Origin of the sequence: Streptomyces sp. NPDC093801, from assembly GCF_040701585.1 — a bacterium.
In the GTDB taxonomy this organism is placed as follows: Bacteria; Actinomycetota; Actinomycetes; order Streptomycetales; family Streptomycetaceae; genus Streptomyces.
Genome location: NZ_JBFBDP010000012.1, coordinates 183733 through 204452 on the forward strand (window position 1 = coordinate 183733; position 20720 = coordinate 204452).

20 protein-coding genes are annotated in these 20720 nt (G+C 70.1%); 1 reads left to right on the plus strand and 19 read right to left on the minus strand.

Features of this window, described 5'->3' with window-relative positions; translation table 11 throughout:
- The first annotated feature begins 42 nt into the window (after nt 1–42).
- On the plus strand, nt 43–1881 hold the full coding sequence (locus AB0469_RS16285) for a glycosyl hydrolase family 18 protein (RefSeq protein WP_366452101.1): 1839 nt from the start codon (nt 43–45) through the stop codon (nt 1879–1881).
- A gap of 124 nt (nt 1882–2005) precedes the next feature.
- Here the strand turns inward: AB0469_RS16285 and AB0469_RS16290 are convergent, their stop codons facing one another.
- The 19 genes from AB0469_RS16290 to rho all read right to left on the minus strand — a co-directional run bounded on the left by AB0469_RS16290 (nt 2006) and on the right by rho (nt 20648).
- A complete protein-coding gene (locus AB0469_RS16290) occupies nt 2006–2452 on the minus strand; it encodes a DUF2550 domain-containing protein (protein WP_211275098.1) in 447 nt (148 codons plus the stop codon).
- 128 nt (nt 2453–2580) lie between these two features.
- Entirely contained in the window at nt 2581–2955 is a 375-nt protein-coding gene (locus tag AB0469_RS16295; RefSeq protein ID WP_042818471.1) for a F0F1 ATP synthase subunit epsilon, read from the minus strand.
- 104 nt (nt 2956–3059) lie between these two features.
- A complete protein-coding gene (gene atpD, locus AB0469_RS16300; RefSeq protein ID WP_366452036.1) occupies nt 3060–4502 on the minus strand; it encodes a F0F1 ATP synthase subunit beta in 1443 nt (480 codons plus the stop codon).
- A complete protein-coding gene (locus AB0469_RS16305) occupies nt 4502–5419 on the minus strand; it encodes a F0F1 ATP synthase subunit gamma (protein WP_042818474.1) in 918 nt (305 codons plus the stop codon). The genes atpD and AB0469_RS16305 overlap by 1 nt, the downstream gene beginning before the upstream one ends.
- A 20-nt stretch (nt 5420–5439) precedes the next feature.
- On the minus strand, nt 5440–7035 hold the full coding sequence (gene atpA, locus AB0469_RS16310) for a F0F1 ATP synthase subunit alpha (RefSeq protein ID WP_079429789.1): 1596 nt from the start codon (nt 7033–7035) through the stop codon (nt 5440–5442).
- A gap of 134 nt (nt 7036–7169) precedes the next feature.
- A complete protein-coding gene (locus tag AB0469_RS16315) occupies nt 7170–7985 on the minus strand; it encodes a F0F1 ATP synthase subunit delta (RefSeq protein ID WP_042818478.1) in 816 nt (271 codons plus the stop codon).
- Nucleotides 7982–8521, minus strand: a complete 540-nt coding sequence (locus AB0469_RS16320; protein ID WP_366452037.1) for a F0F1 ATP synthase subunit B — start codon at nt 8519–8521, stop codon at nt 7982–7984. Before AB0469_RS16320 ends, AB0469_RS16315 begins: the two co-directional genes overlap by 4 nt.
- Before the next feature lie 41 nt (nt 8522–8562).
- On the minus strand, nt 8563–8799 hold the full coding sequence (locus tag AB0469_RS16325; protein WP_030295275.1) for an ATP synthase subunit C: 237 nt from the start codon (nt 8797–8799) through the stop codon (nt 8563–8565).
- A gap of 77 nt (nt 8800–8876) precedes the next feature.
- On the minus strand, nt 8877–9701 hold the full coding sequence (atpB, locus tag AB0469_RS16330; RefSeq protein WP_366452038.1) for a F0F1 ATP synthase subunit A: 825 nt from the start codon (nt 9699–9701) through the stop codon (nt 8877–8879).
- A gap of 225 nt (nt 9702–9926) precedes the next feature.
- Entirely contained in the window at nt 9927–10364 is a 438-nt protein-coding gene (locus AB0469_RS16335; RefSeq protein ID WP_366452039.1) for a hypothetical protein, read from the minus strand.
- A gap of 286 nt (nt 10365–10650) precedes the next feature.
- On the minus strand, nt 10651–11994 hold the full coding sequence (locus AB0469_RS16340) for an MraY family glycosyltransferase (RefSeq protein WP_366452102.1): 1344 nt from the start codon (nt 11992–11994) through the stop codon (nt 10651–10653).
- Between the two features lie 104 nt (nt 11995–12098).
- Complete coding sequence (gene glyA / locus AB0469_RS16345) at nt 12099–13334, minus strand: serine hydroxymethyltransferase (RefSeq protein WP_366452040.1); 1236 nt, start codon at nt 13332–13334, stop codon at nt 12099–12101.
- 139 nt (nt 13335–13473) lie between these two features.
- Complete coding sequence (locus AB0469_RS16350) at nt 13474–14112, minus strand: protein-tyrosine-phosphatase (protein WP_366452041.1); 639 nt, start codon at nt 14110–14112, stop codon at nt 13474–13476.
- Nucleotides 14109–14756, minus strand: coding sequence for an L-threonylcarbamoyladenylate synthase (locus AB0469_RS16355; protein ID WP_366452042.1), 648 nt, complete (start codon nt 14754–14756; stop codon nt 14109–14111). Before AB0469_RS16355 ends, AB0469_RS16350 begins: the two co-directional genes overlap by 4 nt.
- A 55-nt stretch (nt 14757–14811) precedes the next feature.
- Nucleotides 14812–15657, minus strand: coding sequence for a peptide chain release factor N(5)-glutamine methyltransferase (gene prmC / locus AB0469_RS16360; RefSeq protein WP_042813202.1), 846 nt, complete (start codon nt 15655–15657; stop codon nt 14812–14814).
- Between the two features lie 45 nt (nt 15658–15702).
- A complete protein-coding gene (gene prfA, locus AB0469_RS16365; RefSeq protein WP_366452043.1) occupies nt 15703–16782 on the minus strand; it encodes a peptide chain release factor 1 in 1080 nt (359 codons plus the stop codon).
- Between the two features lie 120 nt (nt 16783–16902).
- A complete protein-coding gene (gene rpmE, locus AB0469_RS16370) occupies nt 16903–17121 on the minus strand; it encodes a 50S ribosomal protein L31 (RefSeq protein WP_007266580.1) in 219 nt (72 codons plus the stop codon).
- A 171-nt stretch (nt 17122–17292) separates the two neighbouring features.
- Complete coding sequence (locus AB0469_RS16375; protein ID WP_366452044.1) at nt 17293–18396, minus strand: LCP family protein; 1104 nt, start codon at nt 18394–18396, stop codon at nt 17293–17295.
- A 173-nt stretch (nt 18397–18569) separates the two neighbouring features.
- Nucleotides 18570–20648: a transcription termination factor Rho gene (gene rho, locus AB0469_RS16380; protein ID WP_366452045.1), complete on the minus strand. Its 2079-nt coding sequence runs from the start codon at nt 20646–20648 to the stop codon at nt 18570–18572.
- Nucleotides 20649–20720: the final 72 nt, after the last annotated feature.

Sequence of the window (20720 nt, forward strand, 5' to 3'; positions counted from 1 at the left end):
ACCTCCGGAGGAGCACCCTTGAGCACAGCACCCCCACGACGCATCCCCCTCTTCAGGAGGCTGGCCGCCACCGCGGCCGCCCTCGCCCTGCCCGTCGCCGGCCTGGTCGGCCTGGCCGGGCCCGCGCAGGCCGCCGCCTCCGCGACCGCCACCTACACCAAGGTCTCCGACTGGGGCACCGGCTTCGAGGGCAAGTGGACGGTGAAGAACACCGGCACCACCGCCCTCAGCAGCTGGACCGTGGAGTGGGACTTCCCGGCCGGCACCCAGGTGACCTCGGCGTGGGACGCCACCGTCACCGGCTCCGGCACCCACTGGACCGCCAAGAACGTCGGCTGGAACGGCGCCCTCGCCCCCGGCGCCACCGCCAGCTTCGGCTTCAACGGCAGCGGCCCCGGCGCCCCCTCCGGCTGCAAGGTCAACGGCGGCTCCTGCGAGGGCGGCACCACCCCCACCGACACGCCTCCCTCCGCCCCCGGCACCCCCACGGCCTCCGGGCTCACGGAGAACGCCCTGACCCTGTCCTGGGCGGCGGCCACCGACGACAAGGGCGTCAAGAACTACGACGTCTACCGCAACGGCACCAAGCTCACCACCGTCACCGGCACCACCTACGGTGACAGCGGCCTGACCAAGGCCACCACCTACACCTACACGGTCACCGCCCGCGACACCGCCGACCAGACCGGCCCCTCCTCCGCCCCCCTCTCCGTCACCACCCCGGGCGGCGGCACCGATCCCGGACCGGGCCCCGGCCCCGACCCGGGCGCCAGGGTCAAGCTCGGCTACTTCACCGACTGGGGCGTCTACCAGCGCAACTACCACGTGAAGAACCTGGTGACCTCCGGCACCGCCGCGAAGATCACCCACATCAACTACGCCTTCGGCAACGTCCAGAACGGCAAGTGCACCATCGGCGACTCCTACGCCGACTACGACAAGGCCTACACCGCCGACCAGAGCGTCGACGGCGTCGCCGACACCTGGGACCAGCCCCTGCGCGGCAACTTCAACCAGCTGCGCAAGCTGAAGGCCAAGTACCCGAACATCAAGGTCGTCTACTCCTTCGGCGGCTGGACCTGGTCCGGCGGCTTCGGCCAGGCCGCGCAGAACCCGGCCGCCTTCGCCCAGTCCTGCTACGACCTGGTCGAGGACCCCCGCTGGGCGGACGTCTTCGACGGCATCGACATCGACTGGGAGTACCCGAACGCCTGCGGCCTGTCCTGCGACACCAGCGGCGCCGCCGCCTTCAAGAACCTGATGTCGGCCCTGCGCGCCAAGTTCGGCTCCTCCAACCTGGTCACCGCCGCCATCTCCGCCGACGGCTCCAACGGCGGCAAGCTCGACCTCGCGGACTACGCGGGCGCCGCCCCCTACGTCGACTTCTACAACGTGATGACGTACGACTTCTTCGGCGCGTGGGACGCCAAGGGCCCGACCGCCCCGCACTCCCCGCTGACCTCCTACGCGGGCATCCCGATCGCCGGATTCAACTCCGAGGCGGCGATCACCAAGCTCAAGGGCAAGGGCATCCCCGGCTCCAAGCTCAACCTCGGCATCGGCTTCTACGGCCGCGGCTGGACCGGAGTCACCCAGGACGCCCCCGGCGGCACCGCGAGCGGGCCCGCCCCCGGCACCTACGAGCAGGGCATCGAGGACTACAAGGTCCTCAAGAGCAGCTGCCCGGCCACCGGCACCGTCGCCGGCACCGCCTACGCCAAGTGCGGAAGCAACTGGTGGAGCTACGACACCCCCGCCACCATCGCCGGGAAGATGACCTGGCTGAAGAACCAGGGGCTCAAGGGAGCCTTCTTCTGGGAGTTCAGCGGCGACACCGCGGGCGGCGAGCTCGCGAACGCCATCCACACCGGCCTGCAGTAAAGAGATGAACGAAGCCGGGGAGACGGGTCCGCCCCCGTCTCCCCGGCTTCCTCACGGTCCGGGCGACGTTCACCCTCCCCCGGACTTCGTCCCGGGGGACCCCCGTCCAACGGGCAAGGAGTCCTCAAGCGACATTCACCCGCTGGCCGGGAGGCGCCGCCTCCAGCCAGGCCAGGAAACCGGTCAGGGCGTCCTCGCTCATCGCCAGCTCCAGGCGCGTCCCCTGGTGGGAACAGCCGAGCACGACGGAGTCGGACAGCAGGGCCAGCTCCTCCTCGCCCTCCGGGGCGCGGCGTGCGAGCACCTCGATGGACGAGCGCTCCAGCAGCCGGCGCGGCCGCGGCGAATAGCTGAACACGCGGAACCACTCGATGCGGTCACCGCTGTAGCGGGCGACCCCGTAGACCCACCCCTTGCCGGAGACGTCGGGCTCCTCGGCCACGCCCCAGCGCAGGCTGCAGTCGAAGGTGCCGCCGGAGCGCTGGATCAGTCTGCGGCGCAGCCCGAACACGAACAGCCCGATCACCACCAGGGCTACGACCAGGCCGCTCACAAGCAGAGCGAGGAGCATCTTCACCGACCTCCTCGCTCATCGAAAACCGCACAAACAAAAAGTACGTACATCGCCTCAGCCGCGACCCGCTCCGGAAAATTCCGGAACGGACCGCGGCTGAGGTTTCAAACTCTTCGGTACGGGGCTCAGTGCCCCGCGACCGCGCGCAGCCGGACATCGGCGCGACGTTCGGCGGCCGCGTCAGCGTCCGCCTTCGCGCGCTCCAGTGCCCGCTCCGCCCGCTGGACGTCGATCTCGTCCGCGAGCTCGGCGATCTCGGCCAGCAGGGACAGCTTGTTGTCCGCGAACGAGATGAAACCGCCGTGCACCGCGGCGACGACCGTGCCGCCCTCGCTGGTACGGATGGTCACCGGGCCCGATTCCAGCACACCGAGAAGCGGCTGGTGACCGGGCATGACGCCGATGTCGCCGGACGTGGTGCGGGCGACGACCAGGGTGGCCTCGCCGGACCAGACATTGCGGTCCGCCGCGACCATCTCGACGTGCAGCTCAGCAGCCAAGGTGGCTCCTCGGGTCACCACCCGGCGGGTCCGCCGGGTGTTGGGTCAAATTCTAATGGGCGTGGAGAGAGGGGCGGGACACACCCGCCCCTCTCCTGGGGGCATCAGGAGACGCCCAGCTCCTTGGCGTTGGCCTTCAGGTCCTCGATGCCACCGCACATGAAGAACGCCTGCTCGGGGAAGTGGTCGTACTCACCGTCGCAGATCGCGTTGAACGCGGCGATCGACTCGTCGAGCGGAACGTCCGAACCGTCCACGCCGGTGAACTGCTTGGCGACGTGGGTGTTCTGCGACAGGAAGCGCTCGACGCGACGGGCACGGTGGACAACGAGCTTGTCCTCCTCGCCCAGCTCGTCGATACCGAGGATCGCGATGATGTCCTGGAGGTCCTTGTACTTCTGCAGGATCCCCTTGACGCGCATGGCCGCGTTGTAGTGGTCCGCCGCGATGTAGCGGGGGTCCAGGATCCGGGACGTGGAGTCCAGCGGGTCCACGGCCGGGTAGATGCCCTTCTCGGAGATCGGACGGGAGAGAACCGTCGTCGCGTCGAGGTGGGCGAAGGTGGTCGCCGGCGCCGGGTCGGTGAGGTCGTCGGCGGGGACGTAGATCGCCTGCATGGAGGTGATCGAGTGACCACGGGTCGAGGTGATGCGCTCCTGGAGGAGACCCATCTCGTCGGCCAGGTTCGGCTGGTAACCCACCGCGGAGGGCATACGGCCGAGCAGGGTCGACACCTCGGAACCGGCCTGGGTGTACCGGAAGATGTTGTCGATGAAGAAGAGGACGTCCTGCTTCTGCACATCGCGGAAGTACTCCGCCATGGTCAGACCGGCCAGGGCGACGCGCAGACGGGTGCCCGGGGGCTCGTCCATCTGGCCGAAGACCAGCGCGGTCTTGTCCAGAACGCCGGAGTCCGACATCTCCTCGATGAGGTCGTTGCCCTCACGGGTACGCTCACCGACACCCGCGAACACCGACACACCGTCGTGGTTGTTGGCGACGCGGTAGATCATTTCCTGGATCAGAACGGTCTTGCCGACACCGGCACCACCGAACAGACCGATCTTTCCACCCTTGACGTACGGGGTGAGGAGGTCGATGACCTTGACGCCGGTCTCGAACATCTCGGTCTTCGACTCGAGCTCGTCGAAGTTCGGCGCCTTGCGGTGGATCGCCCAGCGCTCGGTGACCTCGGCGTTGGCCTCCGGGTAGTTCAGCACCTCACCGAGGGTGTTGAACACCTTGCCCTTGGTGAAGTCACCGACGGGGACGGTGATGCCCTCGCCCGTGTCGGTCACCGGGGCCTGGCGGACCAGGCCGTCGGTGGGCTGCATGGAGATCGTGCGGACCATGCCGTCACCCAGGTGCTGGGCGACCTCGAGGGTCAGCGTCTTGAGCGCGCCCTCCTCGGCCGGGTCGGCGACCTGGACCTTCAGCGCGTTGTAGATGTCGGGCATCGCGTCGACGGGGAACTCCACGTCGACGACCGGGCCGATGACCCGGGCGATGCGGCCCGTGGCAGCGGCCGTCTCAACAGAGGTCGTCATTACTTGTCACTCCCCGCGGTCGCGTCGGCCATGGCGCTCGCGCCACCGACGATCTCGCTGATTTCCTGGGTGATTTCGGCCTGGCGGGCCGCGTTGGCAAGCCGGGAGAGGCTCTTGATGAGCTCACCGGCGTTGTCGGTCGCCGACTTCATCGCGCGGCGGCGGGCGGCGTGCTCGGAAGCGGCCGACTGCAGCAGTGCGTTGTAGATGCGGCTCTCGACGTAGCGCGGCAGCAGGGCGTCGAGGACGTCCTCCGCCGACGGCTCGAACTCGAACAGCGGAAGGATCTCGCCCTTCGCGCCGTCCTCCTCCACAGCCTTCTCGAGGCTGAGCGGCAGCATCCGGCCGTCCACCGCGTTCTGCGTCATCATCGACACGAATTCCGTGAAGACGATGTGCAGTTCGTCGACGCCGCCGTCGGCCGTCTCCTTCTGGATGGCCTCGATCAGCGGCTCCGCGACGCGCTTGGCGTCGGCGTAGGCCGGGCTGTCGGTGAAGCCGGTCCAGGAGTCCGTGACCTTGCGCTCACGGAAGCCGTAGTAGGCGACGCCCTTGCGGCCGACGATGTAGCTGTCGACCTCCTTGCCCTCAGCCCGCAGCCGCTCGGTGAGCCGGTCGGCCTGCTTGATGGCGTTCGAGGAGTAGCCGCCGGCCAGACCGCGGTCGCTCGTGATGAGCAGGACCGCGGCGCGGGTCGGCGCCTCGACCTCGGTGGTCAGGGCGTGCTTGGTGTTCGAGCCGGTCGCCACCGCGGTCACCGCACGGGTGAGCTCGGTCGCGTACGGCATCGACGCCGCCACCTTGCGCTGCGCCTTGACGATGCGCGAGGCGGCGATCATCTCCATCGCCTTGGTGATCTTCTTGGTCGCCGTGATGGCACGGATGCGACGCTTGTAGACCCGGAGCTGCGCTCCCATGAGTCAGGTCCCTTCCGTCGTCACTTGGAGACGTTGACGGCCGGGACGTCCTCGCCCAGGAGCTTTCCGTCCGAGGTCTCGAACTGGCGCTTGAAGGCGGCGATCGCGTCGGCGATCGAGCCCAGCGTGTCGTCGGACATCTTGCCGCCGTCGGCGATGGAGGTCAGGAGGTCCTTGCGCTCGCGGCGCAGGTGCTCCAGCAGCTCCGACTCGAAGCGACGGATGTCCTCGACCGGGACGTCGTCCATCTTGCCGGTGGTGCCGGCCCAGACGGAGACGACCTGCTCCTCGACGGGCATCGGCTGGTACTGGCCCTGCTTCAGCAGCTCGACCATGCGCTTGCCGCGCTCCAGCGAGGCCTTCGACGCGGCGTCCAGGTCGGAACCGAAGGCGGCGAACGCCTCCAGCTCGCGGTACTGGGCCAGGTCGACGCGAAGACGGCCGGAGACCTGCTTCATCGCCTTGTGCTGGGCGGAGCCACCGACGCGGGAGACCGAGATACCGACGTTCAGGGCCGGACGCTGGCCGGCGTTGAACAGGTCGGACTCCAGGAAGCACTGGCCGTCGGTGATGGAGATGACGTTGGTCGGGATGAACGCCGAGACGTCGTTCGCCTTGGTCTCGACGATCGGCAGACCGGTCATCGAGCCGGCACCCATGTCGTCGGAGAGCTTCGCGCAGCGCTCGAGCAGACGGGAGTGCAGGTAGAAGACGTCACCCGGGTAGGCCTCACGGCCCGGCGGGCGGCGCAGCAGCAGCGACACGGCGCGGTAGGCGTCGGCCTGCTTCGACAGGTCGTCGAAGATGATCAGGACGTGCTTGCCGGCGTACATCCAGTGCTGGCCGATGGCGGAACCGGTGTACGGCGCCAGGTACTTGAAGCCGGCCGGGTCGGACGCCGGGGCGGCGACGATCGTCGTGTACTCGAGCGCGCCGGCCTCTTCCAGGGCGCCGCGCACGGACGCGATGGTCGAGCCCTTCTGGCCGATGGCGACGTAGATGCAGCGGACCTGCTTGTTCACGTCGCCCGAGCGCCAGTTGTCGCGCTGGTTGATGATCGTGTCGACGGCCAGGGCGGTCTTGCCGGTCTGGCGGTCGCCGATGATCAGCTGACGCTGGCCGCGGCCGATCGGCACCATCGCGTCGACGGCCTTGTAGCCGGTCTGCATGGGCTCGTGCACCGACTTACGGACCATGACGCCCGGGGCCTGCAGCTCGAGGGCGCGGCGGCCCTCGGTCGCGATCTCGCCGAGGCCGTCGATCGGGTTGCCGAGCGGGTCGACAACGCGGCCGAGGTAGCCCTCGCCGACACCTACGGAGAGAACCTCACCGGTGCGCTGCACCGGCTGGCCCTCCTCGATACCGCTGAACTCGCCGAGGACGATCGCACCGATCTCGCGCTCCTCGAGGTTGAGGGCGAGACCGAGGGTGCCGTCCTCGAACTTCAGCAGCTCGTTCGCCATGGCGGAGGGCAGGCCCTCCACCTTCGCGATGCCGTCGCCGGCAACGCTGACCGTTCCGACCTCCTCGCGCGAGGCCGCGTCCGGCTGGTACGACTGGACAAAGGTCTCCAGTGCGTCCCGGATCTCCTCCGGCCGGATCGTGAGCTCCGCCATCTGGGTTCCCTGCTCTCCTTGTTGGGCCTGAAGCTTCTTAGGGGTCTGGGGGCGACCCCCAGGAATCTTCTGCAAGTTCTGCACGGCCCAACCGGGCCGCTAGGAATGCTTTGTATCTGTGTGGTGGCGGCTGGTCAGCCGGCCATGCGGCGGGTCGCCTCGGAGAGGCGCTCCGCGATGGTGCCGTCGATGACCTCGTCGCCGACCCGCACCGAGATCCCGCCGAGGACCGCGGGGTCCACGTCGAGGTTCAGGTGCATCTGGCGGCCGTACAGCTTGGCCAGCACCGCGCCGAGACGCTGCTTCTGCACGTCGCTGAGCGGAACCGCGCTGGTCACGGTGGCGACCATGCGGTCACGACGCGCAGCGGCGAGCGTCGAGAGGGACTCGAGTCCCCCCTCAAGGCTACGTCCACGCGGGTGCGTGACGAGACGGATCACCAGGCGCTCGGTGACGGCGTTCACCTTGCCGCCGAGCAGGCTGCGCAGCAGCTCGCTCTTGGCGGAGGCGGTGGCGGCGCGGTCGGTCAGCGCGGCACGCAGCTCGGTGTTCGAGGCGACGATCCGGCCGAACCGGAACAGCTCGTCCTCGACGTTGTCGAGCGCGCCCGCCTGCTGGGCGGCCGTGAGGTCGGCGGTGGCCGCCAGCTCCTCCAGCGCGTCCACCAGGTCGCGGGACTGCGACCAGCGGGACCGGGCCATGCCGGACACCAGGTCGAGGGTTTCCCCGCCCACCTGGCCGGACAGCAGCCGGCCGACCAGCTCGGCCTTGGCCTCGCCGGACTGCGCCGGGTCCGTGATGACCCGACGCAGCGAGACCTCACGGTCGAGCAGCGCGGTGACGGCTGCCAGCTCACCGGCGAGCTTCGCCGCGTCGACGGACGTGTTGTCCGTCAGCGCGTCGAGACGCTCGCGCGCGGAGGCCAGCGCCTCGCGGCTCGCTCCGTTCATCGGGCCGCCTCGGCCTTCTCCTCGAGCTCGCTGAGGAAGCGGTCGATGGTGCGGCTCTGCCGGGCGACGTCCTCGAGGGACTCACCGACGAGCTTGCCGGCCAGGTCGGTGGCGAGCTTGCCCACGTCCTGACGCAGCGCCTGAGAGGCGGCCTTGCGGTCCGCGGCGATCTGGGCGTGACCGGCAGCGATGATCTCCTCACGCTGCCGCTGGCCCTCTGCGCGCAGTTCTTCCTTGAGCGCAGTGCCCTGCTCCAGCGCTTCCTGGCGCAGGCGCGCGGCCTCGTGCCGGGCCTCGGCGAGCTGGGCCTTGTACTGCTCCAGCACGCTCTGAGCCTCGGTCTGAGCGGCCTCAGCCTTCTCGATACCGCCCTCGATGGCCTCGCGACGCTCTTCCAGAACCTTGTTGATGTTCGGAAGGAGCTTCTTCGCGAGGAAACCGAAGACGATGACGAAGGCGATCAGACCGATGACGAGCTCGGGGATCGGCGGGACGAGCGGGTTTTCCGTCTCGGCCGCGAGAACCAGGAGGTTCACATCAGTGCCTTTCGTCTAATCGGACTAGTGGGAGCTGTTCGTCAGCTGTAGACGAACGGCATGACCAGACCGATGAGGGCGAGCGCCTCACAGAAGGCGAAGCCGAGGATCTGGTTGGCGCGGATCAGACCGGCGGCCTCGGGCTGGCGGGCGAGGGCCTGGGTGCCGTTACCGAAGATGATGCCGACGCCGACGCCGGGGCCGATGGCCGCGAGACCGTAACCGACGGAGCTGAGGGAACCGGTGACGCCTTCGGCGGCGGCGAGGATCTGGGACATGCCAGTTCTTCCTTCTCTTTCACGGATCCGGTGGGGGTTGGCCACCGGACGACAAGGGGGTTTGGGGAGGGCCGGACTCAGTGGTGCTCGGCGAGCGCGCCCTGGATGAAGCTGCACGCCAGGAGGACGAAGACGTACGCCTGGACGGCCTGGATGAAGAGCTCGAAGGCGGTCATCACGATCACCATCACGAACGAGACGCCCGCGTAGGCGATGCCGATGCCGTTCAGCAGGTACCAGCTGGCGATCGTGAAGAGCAGCAGCAGGGTGTGACCGGCGAACATGTTCGCGAAGAGTCGGACCGCGTGGGTGAACGGGCGCACCAGGACGTTCGAGAAGAACTCGATGACCATGACCAGCGGCAGCACCCCGCCGAGCGACTTGTCGTAGCCGGTCAGGTTCTTCAGACCGCCGACGAAGCCGTGGCGCTTGAACGTCACCGACATCCAGATGAAGTACACGATCGCGGCGAGGATCGCCGGGTACGCGATGATCGCGGTCACCGGGAACTGGGCGACCGGGACGATCGACCAGACGTTGAGGATCCACACGAAGAAGAACAGCGAGACCATGAAGGGGACGTACTTCTCGCCCTCCTTCTTGCCGAGCGTCTCGTAGACGATGCCGCGGCGCACGAAGTCGTAGCCGGTCTCGGCGACCATCTGGAGCTTGCCGGGGACGACCTTCGGCTTGGCGAAGGCGGCCCAGAAGAAGGCCACGATGATGACCGAGCCCAGGAGGGCCAGCAGCATCGGCTTGTTGAAGTACGTGCTCGTCAGGCCGGGTTCGCCCCACAGCGGCTCGAAGAGGAACGAGTGCAGGCCCGGACCGGGGAAGCCACATCCGGAGAAGATGTGACAGTCGGTCTCGAAAGCGAGGACCTGCGTCGGGTCAGCACTCACCGCGGGCTCCTTCAGCGTGGCGCATAGGTACGGCAACCTCATCGTGTCGGCGCGGCGCACGGCCGCGGTTCGGCACTGGACTGGTGTAACGGGTGTGGGGGCGGCAGTCAGGCATCGAGCCTCGCGATGGAACAGGCGTCAGCTCAGATGCCCGCGCCCGCAGTGCCGCAGTTGGAACCGGACGATAGCAGCATCTCGAACGCACACTTATCCCGGCCCTACCCCTCACGGCTTGGACCCCGGATTTTCGGGCTTTTCCCCCTTGGTCGAGTCCGGCTCGACGTAAAGGATCTTGGCTTTCATGTGAGCACGCGTCTGCGCGCCGATCCACACGAGGGTGGTGACGACGAGCGTGATCGCGAAGGCCCGGGGGTGGAACAGCGTCGTGTTCTTGAACACGGCGAGAAAGACGAAGAGCAGCAGGATCTGAGCGGCGTAGAGCATGAGCCCCATCGCCTGGAACAGGTGCGGCAGGGATTTCGCCGTGCGCTGGAGAACGATGAATCCGAGACCCATGAAGACGATCACCACGGCGGTGGCCACGAGCGACCCGACCGCACCCTTGCCGCCGACGACCAGACCGCTGATGACCGCGGCGATGACGCCGGCGACAGCGGTGGGTACGGCGGTTTGCAGGAGGGATCGGACGTCGTTAGACCGCATGGCGGTTTGCTCCGCGTGGTGGTGGGGGCACGGACTCGTACGGGAACTCGTACGGGGACGAGCGTAAGCCCGGTCCGAGTGATCGCCTCGGGCCGATGGACCGTCGCACTACGGTCCTTCGGCTCTGTCGCCGGGTTTAGTGAACGGTATCACAAACTATTTGATGAGAGCTTTACCTGTGCGGTGTGCTGACTGTCACACATGAGGGCTAATCCGCCCGTGTGTGCAGGACAGGGTGACGGCTTGCCTGGTAAAGGGCGTCCATGTCGGACATGCGCCGGGCGCGTCAGCGCGCCGAACCCGCCTTACGCCGGTCGGGGAAGCGCGAACGGGGGCCTACCGCGGTCGCGCCGTTGACGCCGGACACCCCGGCCGCGATCGGCCGCGCCGGCTCCGGCTCGGTCCCGGCGTCCTCCCGGACCGCCGCCTCCGCCGCGGCCTCCGCCCGACGGGCGTGCCGGTAGCGCGGCGGCACCAGTCCCTCGGCCCAGCGCGGGGCGCGCGGGGTGAACCGCGGCAGCAGCAGCAGGACGAGCCCCAGGGCGCTCAGCGCGGCGATGGAGAGGACGATCCACATCGAGGCGGAGTGCACCGAATAGGCCACCGTCCCGAAGGCGATCAGCCCCGACCAGAAATACATGATGAGTACAGCGCGGCTGTGCGAGTGCCCGAGTTCCAGGAGCCGGTGGTGCAGGTGCCCGCGGTCCGCGGCGAAGGGCGACTGGCCCTTCCAGGTGCGCCGCACGATGGCCAGGAGCAGGTCCGCCATCGGGATCGCGATGATGGTCAGCGGCAGCAGCAGGGGGATGAAGACCGGCAGCATCGCGTGCGTGGCGTTGCGCTCGCCGCCGACGAAGAGGGCCATCGTGTCGGGGTCGACCTGCCCGGTGATCGAGATCGCCGAGGCGGCCAGGACCAGGCCGATCAGCATCGAGCCGGAGTCGCCCATGAAGATCCGCGCGGGGTGCATGTTGTGCGGCAGGAAGCCCAGGCACATGCCCATCAGGATGGCGGCGAAGAGCGTCGCGGGGGCGGCCGCCTCGATGCCGTAGCCGAACCAGATCCGGTAGGCGTAGAGGAAGAACGCGCAGGTGGCGATGCAGACCATGCCCGCCGCCAGGCCGTCGAGCCCGTCGACGAAGTTCACCGCGTTGATGGTGATCACCACCAGCGCCACGGTGAGCAGGGTGCCCTGCCACTGGGTCAGCGCGACGGTGCCGATGCCCGGAACCGGAATCCACAGGATGGTCAGGCCCTGGATGACCATGACCCCCGCGGCGATCATCTGGGCGCCCAGCTTGATCAGCGCGTCGAGCTCGAACTTGTCGTCGAGGACCCCGACCAGCCAGATCAGGGCGGCGCCCGAGAGCAGCGCTCTGGGTTCGTTGGAGCGTTCGAAGACCCCGTTGAGGTTCTGCAGGTGGTCGGCGATCAGCAGGCCCGCGCACAGGCCGCCGAACATGGCGATGCCGCCCAGCCGGGGGGTCGGTTCGCGGTGCACGTCGCGGGCGCGGATCTCCGGCATCGCACCCGCGGCGATGGCGAACTTCCGGACGGGCCCGGTCAGCAGGTAGGTCACCGCGACCGTGACGCAAAGCGTCAGCAGATATTCACGCACTGGCTGCCCCAGATGTATCGCCGGCCATCTCAGCCCCACACATTAGCCGCGATGTACACGGGGACGAGGACGCGCGGAGTCCCCGTTCCGGTTGCACTACGGGACGCTCGTCCCGGTTACTCCCCGTAGGGGGGAAATCGTCCGACCAGTTCGGCGACCTCGGCACGTGTTCCGGCCACGTCCCCGCCGCTCAGTGCGGCCGTGAACAGCTCGGCGATCCGGGCCATCTCCGGCTCCCCCATCCCCTGCGTGGTCACCGCCGCGGTCCCCAGGCGGATCCCGCGCTGGTCCCCGTACGGCAGGGCGCAGGTCTCCAGGACGATCCCGGCGGCGGCCAGCCGGCCGCGCGCGGCCGGGCCGTCGGTGCCGAGGGGGGCGGGGTCGGCGCTGATCAGATGGGTGTCGGTGCCGCCGGTGGTGACGGCCAGGCCGTGCGCCCGCAGGGCCCCGGCGAGCGCCCGGGCGTTGGCCACGACCTTGTGGGCGTACCGGGTGAAGCCCGGGCCGGCCGCCTCCCCGAAGGCCACCGCCTTGGCGGCGATGGTGTGCATCTGGGCGCCGCCCTGGGTGAAGGGGAACACCGCCCGGTCGACGCGCTCGGCGAACTCGGCCCCGCACAGCACCATTCCGCCGCGCGGGCCGCGGAGCACCTTGTGGGTGGTCGCGCAGACCAGGTCCGCGTAGGGCACGGGGCTGGGCGCCGCCCCTCCGGCCACCAGCCCGATGGGATGGGCGGCGTCGGCGATCAGGTAGGCCCCGACCTCGTCGGCGATCTCCCGGAAGGCCGAGTACTCCAGGTGCCGGGGGTAGGAGATGGACCCGCACACGATGGCCTTGGGCCGGTGCGTCCGGGCCAGCCGCTGCACCTGCTCGTAGTCGACGAGTCCGGTCCCGGCGTCGAGCCCGTACCCCACGAAGTGGAACCACCGCCCGGAGAAGTTGGCGGGCGAGCCGTGCGTGAGGTGCCCGCCGTACGCGAGGCCCATCGCCAGGACGGTGTCCCCGGGCCGCAGCAGCGCGGCGTACGCGGCGAGGACGGCGGAGGAACCCGAATGCGGCTGCACGTTCGCGTGCTCGACCCCGAACAGCGCCCTGGCCCGCTCCTGCGCCACCCGTTCGGCCAGGTCCGCGTACTCGCAGCCGCCGTGGTGGCGGGCGCCCGGGTATCCCTCGGCGTACTTGTTGGCGAGCGGGGAACCCAGCGCGGCGAGCACGGCGGCGGAGGTGAAGTTCTCGGCGGCGCTCATCTGCAGCGTGGTGGCCTGCCGCTGCCGCTCCCCTTCGAGGATGTCGGCCATCTGCGGGTCCTGGGCCCGCAGCACGTCCGTGGCCCGCTCAGTGGTGACGCTCATGGCGCGACTCCCGCGCAGTGGGGGTACCGGTACCAGCCACTGTAGGCCGGGCACCGCGTTCACGCCCTGCGAGCCGCCCCGCCGCAGCCGCCGCGCGGGGCGCCCGCCGGCCCGGCGGTCCTGAGCGCCGCCCGGAGGGTCAGCGCGGCCCGGCCACGCCCGTCAGCGCGGTGACGACGGGGTCCAGCGCCTGGTTGATCTCATCGCCGACGGAGCGGAAGAACGTGATCGGCGACCCGTACGGGTCGTACACCTCGTCGGCGTCGGCGGAGGGCGCCAGCAGCCACCCGCGCAGCGCGGCGGCGGCCCGCACCAGCGCCCGGGCCCGCTCGGCCATCCCGTCGTCGAGCGGCGGCAGCGTCGCCGGGTCTATGGCCCGCACCAGCCGCGTGAACTCCTTCAGCGTGAAGGTCCGCAGCCCCGCCGAGTGCCCCATGGAGATGACCTGGGCCCGGTGGTCGCGGGTGGCGGTCAGCACCAGGTCGGCCCGTATGACGTGCTCGTCGAGCAGCTCGCGCCCGGTGAACCCCGACGCGTCCGCGCCGAAGTCCTCCAGCACGGCCGCCGCGTTGGCCTCCATCGGCGCGCCCTCGTGGCCCCAGGTGCCCGCGCTCTCCACGATCAGGTCACCGGTGGCCAGCCCCAGCGCGCCCAGCCGGTGCGCCAGCGCGTGCCGCGTCAGCCGCTCGGTGATGGGCGAGCGGCACACGTTCCCGGTGCTGACGTGGAGTATGCGGAAGGTGTCTCCCTTGGCTATGCCACGCCCCTGAGGGCTCACGGAGCCACCTCGAGGTCGGGTACGACCTCCCGCAGCTGCTCGGCGGTCAGCGCGCCCTCGCGCAGCAGCACGGGAACCTTCCCCGTGACGTCGACGATCGACGACGGCAGGGTGCTCGGGGTCGGCCCGCCGTCCAGGTAGACGGAGACGGAGTCGCCCAGCATGGCGCGCGCCGCGTCGCAGTCCTCCGGTGCCGGGTGCCCGGACAGGTTCGCCGAGGACACCGCCATCGGGCCGACCTCGGTCAGCAGCTCGATCGCGACGGGGTGCAGGGGCATGCGCACGGCCACGGTCCCGCGGGTCTCCCCCAGGTCCCAGGCCAGCGACGGCTGGTGCTTGGCGACGAGCGTGAGCCCGCCCGGCCAGAAGGCGTCGACGAGCTCCCACGCCTGCTCGGAGAAGTCCGTGACGAGGCCGTGCAGGGTGTTCGGGGAGCCGATGAGCACCGGGGTGGGCATGCTGCGGCCGCGGCCCTTGGCGGCGAGCAGGTCGCCGACGGCCTCGCTGCTGAAGGCGTCCGCGCCGATCCCGTACAGGGTGTCGGTGGGCAGCACGACGAGCTCCCCGCGGCGTACGGCGGAGGCCGCTTCGCGCAGGCCCGTCTTGCGGTCCGTCGCGTCGTTGCAGTCGTATCGCCGGGCCATCAGCGGGCCTCCTCGTGCAGCGGGGTGGTGTCGTGGGCGATCGGGGTCGTGGGCGTCACGGCATGGCCTTGCGGGCGGTCGCGAAGCGCGGGCGGTTGTTGAGGTCGGGGTGGTCGGCGGCGTCGGCCCAGCCCCGCTCGTCGGCGAAGATCCACGGCACCTGGCCGCCCTGGGTGTCCGCGTGCTCGATCACGACGATGCCGCCGGGCCGCAGCAGCCGGTGGGCGGTGCGCTCGATCCCGCGGATGGTGTCGAGGCCGTCCTCGCCGGAGAACAGGGCCATCTCGGGGTCGTGGTCGCGGGCCTCGGGGGCCACGTACTCCCACTCGGTGAGCGGGATGTACGGCGGGTTGGAGATGACGAGGTCGACCTGGCCGTCCAGCTCGGGCAGCGCGGTCAGGGCGTCGCCCTGGTGCACGGTGACCCGGGAGCCCTCGGCGTTCTTGCGGGTCCAGCGCAGGGCGTCCTCGGACAGCTCCACGGCGTGCACGCGCGAGCGCGGCACCTCCTGGGCCATGGCGAGCGCGATGGCGCCGGAGCCGGTGCACAGGTCCACGATCAGCGGCTCGACCACGTCCATGGCCCGGACGGCCTGTATGGCCCAGTCCACGACCGACTCGGTCTCGGGCCGGGGCACGAACACCCCGGGGCCGACCTGGAGCTCCAGGTAGCGGAAGAAGGCCCGGCCGGTGATGTGCTGGAGCGGCTCGCGCGCCTCGCGGCGGGCGACGGCCTCCCAGTAGCGGGCGTCGAAGTCCGCGTCCTTGACGTGGTGCAGTTCCCCCCGCTTGACGCCGTGCACGAAGGCCGCGAGCTCCTCCGCGTCGAAACGCGGTGAGGGCACGCCGGCGGCGGCCAGCCGCTGGGTGGCCTGGGCCACCTCGGCAAGCAGCAAGTTCACGCTGGTCCTCCGGGCTGCTGTCGTACGGGGGGGGTGGTGCGAGGGTCAGTGCGCGGCCGCGAGCTTCGCCGCGGAGTCGGTGTCGACGCAGGCCTGGATGACCGAGTCGAGGTCGCCGTCGAGCACCTGGTCCAGGTTGTACGCCTTGAAACCGGTGCGGTGGTCCGAGATGCGGTTCTCCGGGAAGTTGTACGTACGGATCTTCTCGGAGCGGTCCACGGTGCGCACCTGGCTGCGGCGCACGTCGGAGGCCTCCTGCTCGGCGGCTTCCTGGGCGGCGGCCAGCAGGCGCGAACGCAGGATGCGCATGGCCTGCTCCTTGTTCTGGAGCTGGCTCTTCTCGTTCTGGCAGGAGGCGACCACACCGGTCGGGAGGTGCGTGATGCGCACGGCCGAGTCGGTGGTGTTGACGGACTGGCCGCCGGGGCCGGAGGAGCGGTAGACGTCGATGCGCAGGTCGTTCGGGTTGATCTCGACCTCGACCTCCTCGGCCTCCGGGGTGACGAGCACGCCGGCGGCGGAGGTGTGGATGCGGCCCTGGGACTCGGTGGCCGGGACGCGCTGGACGCGGTGGACGCCGCCCTCGTACTTCATCCGGGCCCACACGCCCTGGCCGGGCTCGGTGGCGCCGTTGCCGCCCTTGGTGCGGACGGAGACCTGGACGTCCTTGTAGCCGCCGAGCTCGGACTCGGTGGAGTCGATGATCTCGGTCTTCCAGCCGACGCGCTCGGCGTAGCGCAGGTACATGCGCAGCAGGTCGCCCGCGAACAGGGCGGACTCGTCGCCGCCGGCGCCGGCCTTGATCTCCAGGAGCACGTCCTTGTCGTCGCTGGGGTCGCGCGGGACGAGCAGCAGGCGGAGCTTCTCGGTGAGCTCCTCGCGCTGCGCGCTCAGCTCCTTGACCTCGGCGGCGAAGTCGGGGTCGTCGGCCGCCAGCTCCTTGGCCGTCTCGATGTCCTCGGCCGACTGCTTCCACGCACGGAAGGTCGCCACGATCGGGGTCAGCTCCGCGTAGCGCTTGTTCAGCTTGCGGGCGTTCGCCTGATCGGAGTGGACCGAAGGGTCGGCGAGCTTCGTCTCGAGGTCGGCGTGCTCGCCGACCAGTTCCTCGACCGCTTCGAACATCGGATGCTCCTGGGGTGAAAAAGTCAAAAGTGGGCTGGGCTGTCGATACGACGACAAAGGCGCCGGTCCGGCCGCCCCCGCGTGGTCAGGGGGCGGCCGGTGACCGGCGCCTGGGTCGCGCTACTTCTTGGCCGCACCCTTGCCGAAGCGGGCCTCGAAGCGGGCCACACGGCCACCGGTGTCGAGGATCTTCTGCTTGCCCGTGTAGAACGGGTGGCACTCGGAGCAGACCTCGGCACGGATGGTGCCCTCGGTCAGGGTGCTACGGGTGGTGAACGACGCGCCACAGGTGCAGCTGACCTGGGTCTCGACGTACTCGGGGTGAACATCGCGCTTCAAGGTGTCTCCTAGATTCGGGAGGGCGCCGGGTCGCAGGAGCCGAATTGCGCACTGCGTGAACCGGGGCCGACAGACCAGTCTGCCAGGACCGGGCCGCCTGTCAAAATTCTCGGAACGCTCCCCTCAACGGGGTGGGGCCGGCATCTATTCCGCCCCCGCCGGAGGAGCCGGCTACTGCACGATCGAGCCGGCGGTGCTCTTGTCGCCGTTGGAGTGCTCGGTGGCCGCGGCGGGGATGGGCTGGTCGGCCAGCAGGGCGTCCCAGACCATCTTCGAGTCCTTGGCCAGGAGCGCGACGCGGTCCTTGTCGAGCGGGTCCTGGGTCACCGGGACGGTGATCATGTGCATGTTCTCGGCACTGATCCCCTGGAGCCCCTGGGCGAAGCTCGCGAGGGACTTCACGTCGCCGAGGGCCTTGTCGGTGGTGATCGCCTTGGTGGCGGAGTCGGCGAGGCCGTAGAGCTTCTTCGGGCTGTCGAAGACGCCGACGCCCTTGACCTGCTTGATCAGCGCCTTGATGAAGGCCTGCTGCAGCTGTATTCGGCCCAGGTCGCCGCCGTCGCCGACGGTCTTGCGCGTGCGGACGAGGCCGAGGGACTGCTCGCCGTTGAGCTTGTGGGAGCCGGCCGGCAGGTCGAGGTGGCTGCCGTAGTCCTTGATCGGCTTGGTGGTCGTGAGCTCGACCCCGCCGAGGTTGTCGATGATGTTCTTGAAGCCGGTGAAGTCGACCTCGATGTAGTGGTCCATGCGGATCCCCGACATCGCCTCGACGGTCTTCACGGCGCAGGCGGCCCCGCCGATGGTGAAGGCCTCGTTGAACTGCGCGCGCTGCCGGGGGGCGCTGGTCTTCCCCTTGGCCATGGGGCAGGCGGGCCGCGGGAGCATCGTGTCCCGCGGGATCGACACCACGCTGGCCTGCTTGTGGCCCTGGTAGAGGTGGATGATCATCGCCGTGTCGGAGCGGGCCGAGCCGCCGTCGTCCGCGCCGTACTCGCTGTTCGCCCCGTCGCGGGAGTCGGAGCCGAGGACCAGGATGTCCATCGAGCCGTTGTCGACGTTCGGCGGGCGGTCCTTGCCCAGGGCCTGGTCGATGTCGACGCTGTGCAGGTTGCCGTTGAGCTTGAAGTAGAACCAGCCGAGGCTGCCGCCGCCCAGCAGGACCACGCCGGCGGCGGTCCAGGCGGCCACTCTGAGCCCCTTGCGGCGCCGGGGCTGCCCCCTGCGCCGTCCCCCGCGCGCGGCCCGGCGGCCGCCGCCCCTGCTGTCCTCGCTCATGCTCTCCTCAGTCCTGGCTCCGTTGCCCGTCTTCCCTCACTCAGACGGACGAACGCATTCCAGGGTTCCACGGCTTTCCCTGCGAGCCGCACGCCTGTGGCGAAGGTCGCACCACGCGCGACCGCCCCCGCCGCGGGTGCGGCGGGGGCGGTCGCGTCGTGCGGGCGGCCCGGTCAGTCGTCGTTCTTGCCGGCCGGGGTCGTCTTGGCGATCTGCATCAGGAACTCGGCGTTCGACTTCGTCTGCTTCATCTTGTCGAGCAGCAGCTCGATCGCCTGCTGCGAGTCGAGCGCGTGCAGCACCCGGCGCAGCTTCCAGACGATGGCGAGCTCCTCGCTGTTGAGGAGGATCTCCTCCTTGCGCGTACCCGACGGGTCGACGTCGACGGCCGGGAAGATGCGCTTGTCGGCGAGCTTGCGGTCGAGCTTGAGCTCCATGTTGCCGGTGCCCTTGAACTCCTCGAAGATCACCTCGTCCATGCGCGAGCCCGTGTCGACGAGCGCGGTGGCCAGGATGGTCAGCGAGCCGCCGTCCTCGATGTTGCGCGCGGCACCGAAGAAGCGCTTCGGCGGGTAGAGCGCGGTCGAGTCGACACCACCGGACAGGATGCGGCCGGAGGCGGGCGCCGCGAGGTTGTACGCGCGGCCCAGACGGGTGATGGAGTCCAGCAGGACGACCACGTCGTGACCCAGCTCGACGAGGCGCTTGGCGCGCTCGATGGCCAGCTCGGCGACCGTGGTGTGGTCCTCGGCCGGGCGGTCGAAGGTCGAGGAGATGACCTCGCCCTTGACCGACCGCTGCATGTCGGTGACCTCTTCCGGACGCTCGTCGACCAGGACGACCATCAGGTGGCACTCGGGGTTGTTGGTGGTGATCGCGTTGGCGATCGCCTGCATGATCATGGTCTTGCCGGTCTTCGGCGGGGCCACGATCAGGCCGCGCTGGCCCTTTCCGATCGGCGACACGAGGTCGATGATGCGGGTGGTCAGCACCCCCGGGTCGGTCTCCAGGCGGAGCCGGTCCTGCGGGTAGAGCGGGGTCAGCTTCTGGAACTCCGGGCGGCCGCGGCCCGATTCGGGCGACATGCCGTTGACGGAGTCCAGGCGCACCAGCGCGTTGAACTTCTCGCGGCGCTCGCCGTCCTTGGGCTGGCGCACGGCGCCGGTGGTGTGGTCGCCCTTGCGCAGGCCGGCCTTGCGGACCTGGGCGAGGGAGACGTACACGTCGTTCGGGCCGGGCAGGTAGCCGGAGGTCCGGATGAACGCGTAGTTGTCGAGGATGTCGAGGATGCCCGCGACGGGGATCAGGACGTCGTCGTCGGCGACCTGCGGCTCGCCCGGGGCGAACTCGTCACGGCCACGGCGGCCACGGCGGTCGCGGTAGCGGCCGCGCCGGCCGCGCCGGCCGTCCTCGCCGTCGAAGTCGTCCTGCGGACCGTTGTCCTGGCGGCCCTGCTGGCCGCGGCCGCCGCCCTGCTGCTGGCGGTCGGCGCGGTCCTGGCGGTCGGCGCGGTCCTGGCGGCCGCCCTGCTGCTGGGCCTGGCCGCCCTGCTGCTGGCCGCCCTGCTCGTCGGCCTTGGCACCGCGGTCGCGGCGGCCCTGGCGCTCACCGCGCTCACCGCGCTCGCCGCGGTCGCGGCGGTCACGGCGGCTGCGGCCCTCGCCGGCCTCCTGGGCGGGGGCCTGGCCCTGGCCCTGGGCGGACACGGCCACGGCCTGCTCCGCCTTGGCCTCGGCCTGCGGGGCGGCCGCGGGGGCCTCGGTCTTCTGCTCGACCTGCACGACGGCGGGGGCCGAGGACTCGGGGCTGCCCGAGGGGGCGGTGGCGCGGCGGCGGCGGCGCTCGCCGGCCGGGGCGTCCTCGCTGATCGGCTGGCCCGGGATCTCGATCTGGGCCTGTGCGGCGGGCTTCTCGGCGGGCGCCGCGGCGGCCGCCTCACCCGTACGGGCCTTGCTGGTGGCGCGGCGCTTCGGCTTGGCCTCGGCGGCGTCGGCGGCGGGGGCCGCGGCCTTGGGGGCGCTGCCGCCCTGCGCCTCCTTGATGACCTCGATCAGCTGGCTCTTGCGCATGCGCGCGGTGCCCCTGATACCGAGGCCCGACGCGACCTGCTGCAGCTCGGCCAGGACCATGCCCTCGAGGCCGGTGCCGGAGCGGCGGCGCCGGGTGGCGGTGGCAGCTGCGGCGCCCGCGGCGGGGGCACTGGTGTCGACGTTGGTGTCGGCAGCGCCCATCAGATCGGTGGTGTCGCTCACGAAGGGTCCTTCCCTGGAGCGGACGTCGGCCTGTCTGGCTCGGCGACCGGTTGTGCTGTCCGACAACAGTCC

Excerpts from the sequence above, each read along its gene's own strand:
- AB0469_RS16290 (WP_211275098.1), bottom strand. The coding sequence starts at position 2,452 with ATGCTCCTCGCTCTGCTTGTGAGCGGCCTGGTCGTAGCCCTGGTGGTG.
- atpD (WP_366452036.1), bottom strand. The coding sequence starts at position 4,502 with ATGACGACCTCTGTTGAGACGGCCGCTGCCACGGGCCGCATCGCCCGG.
- AB0469_RS16305 (WP_042818474.1), bottom strand. The coding sequence starts at position 5,419 with ATGGGAGCGCAGCTCCGGGTCTACAAGCGTCGCATCCGTGCCATCACG.
- atpA (WP_079429789.1), bottom strand. The coding sequence starts at position 7,035 with ATGGCGGAGCTCACGATCCGGCCGGAGGAGATCCGGGACGCACTGGAG.
- AB0469_RS16315 (WP_042818478.1), bottom strand. The coding sequence starts at position 7,985 with ATGAACGGAGCGAGCCGCGAGGCGCTGGCCTCCGCGCGCGAGCGTCTC.
- AB0469_RS16325 (WP_030295275.1), bottom strand. The coding sequence starts at position 8,799 with ATGTCCCAGATCCTCGCCGCCGCCGAAGGCGTCACCGGTTCCCTCAGC.
- AB0469_RS16335 (WP_366452039.1), bottom strand. The coding sequence starts at position 10,364 with ATGCGGTCTAACGACGTCCGATCCCTCCTGCAAACCGCCGTACCCACC.
- glyA (WP_366452040.1), bottom strand. The coding sequence starts at position 13,334 with ATGAGCGTCACCACTGAGCGGGCCACGGACGTGCTGCGGGCCCAGGAC.
- AB0469_RS16355 (WP_366452042.1), bottom strand. The coding sequence starts at position 14,756 with ATGGCCCGGCGATACGACTGCAACGACGCGACGGACCGCAAGACGGGC.
- prfA (WP_366452043.1), bottom strand. The coding sequence starts at position 16,782 with ATGTTCGAAGCGGTCGAGGAACTGGTCGGCGAGCACGCCGACCTCGAG.
- AB0469_RS16375 (WP_366452044.1), bottom strand. The coding sequence starts at position 18,396 with ATGAGCGAGGACAGCAGGGGCGGCGGCCGCCGGGCCGCGCGCGGGGGA.